The sequence below is a fragment of the Fulvivirga kasyanovii genome, assembly GCF_009711405.1.
Lineage (GTDB): Bacteria > Bacteroidota > Bacteroidia > Cytophagales > Cyclobacteriaceae > Fulvivirga > Fulvivirga kasyanovii.
The window spans coordinates 1-1,428 of sequence record NZ_SMLW01000162.1; the positions used below are offsets into that span (position 1 = coordinate 1).

Genomic DNA, 1,428 nt, shown 5'->3' on the forward strand with positions numbered 1-1,428 from the left:
CCCTCTTTGTAAGTTGTTTCAAAATGCTTTTGGCCATTAGGGTAGTAACGAACATATTTCCCGTGTAGCTTCCCTTTCTTGCTATTTGATTTTTCAATCAAATGTCCATCTTCATCCCACTCCTTGAATTGTCCATTATCTAACCCTTTAACAAAATCAGATTCAAATTTTTTCTCTCCATTCGCATGTCTTGTAACTACTATCCCAGTATATAAATTATCCTCGTAATATCCTTTTCCATCTTTAAAGTTCAACTCTTGATAGTCAACCTCCTTAGGGGTTTTATTTGTAATATCTATATTACATGAAATTAAAAAAACAACTGTAAATAATGGGCTTATAATATTAATTCTCATATCCTTTAATACGTTTTTCTTCTTATCTGCATTTGCGTCGCATCTTGTTCGTATTGATGTTGTTGATCAAAATGAACTGAGCTTTTTAACACCTTATAAATAAACTGGGCTGATGGTCTCGATCTTTTTATCTCCGTTACTTGAACCTGATATGTCCTTTTACTTGCTTGTTGAACTCTAGCTGCGGTTGCTCTTCCATTTATAAGACCTGAACTCATTAAACCTGCTGGCCCTTTTTCGTAAGGTGGGACATAAGCGTTCTCCACCTTCATCCTATAAGTTATACTTATTTTACCTTTCGAAAGCTTAATGGCTATTCCTAGCTGATCTGTTCGCTCACCAGAAATTGGGTCCACTGTCATTCGATAGTTTAGCCCCAAAAAATCACCCTCCGAAGTTGAAAACCCTTTTAATTCACCATCTTTATAGGTTATGCCCACTTTTTGGGAGAAGCCAACTAATGTCAGTACTCCCCACATTTTTGCACTTTTTCCGGCATTCGCATATAAAGATACACTTCCATCCGTACTTGCGCTTCCTTCGAGCTTCCCTTTTGCCGCGTTAACAATTGGTATTGTTATACTAAATGAACTGGCCTTTTCTTTGTCATCAGCTACGTAAATTTTCTCTCCCAAATCTGACAAAACCGCCAAAGTTTCGTCATGAGTCATTCCCAAACCATTGGCCCAAGTACCATTTTCGCCAAATGTATATTCTATACCATTATAGGTATATGTATCTCCTTCCTTAGCATCATCAGGGCAAGTAGGACATTCACCATTAACATCTAATATATTAACAGGGTTGTTAAATGTATAATTATATGGTGTAAGCGCTGTATATTTTTCAGCCATCGGATCAACAACAGTCCATCTACCAATATCAGGCATATACATTCTAGCTCCAAAATCATCCCACCCCAAATCAAGATCGTCTATTCTTTCCTTACCAGTATTTAAAAACTTATTCTCTTTCGCTGTGATTCTCTGATAGGAATTAAATTGCAAACCGAAAGGATAGTAATTATCCTTCTGCACCACACTACTCTCCGTCAACACCACCTTCATATCAT

2 protein-coding genes are annotated in these 1,428 nt (G+C 37.0%); both read right to left on the reverse strand.

Features of this window, described 5'->3' with window-relative positions; genetic code table 11:
* Positions 1 to 356 (reverse strand): toxin-antitoxin system YwqK family antitoxin (locus tag E1163_RS00495; protein ID WP_425482659.1); only part of this gene is annotated, 356 nt, incomplete at its 3' end.
* A gap of 5 nt (positions 357 to 361) precedes the next feature.
* On the reverse strand, positions 362 to 1,428 hold a 1,067-nt coding region (locus tag E1163_RS00500), incomplete at its 5' end, for an RHS repeat domain-containing protein (protein ID WP_281353071.1).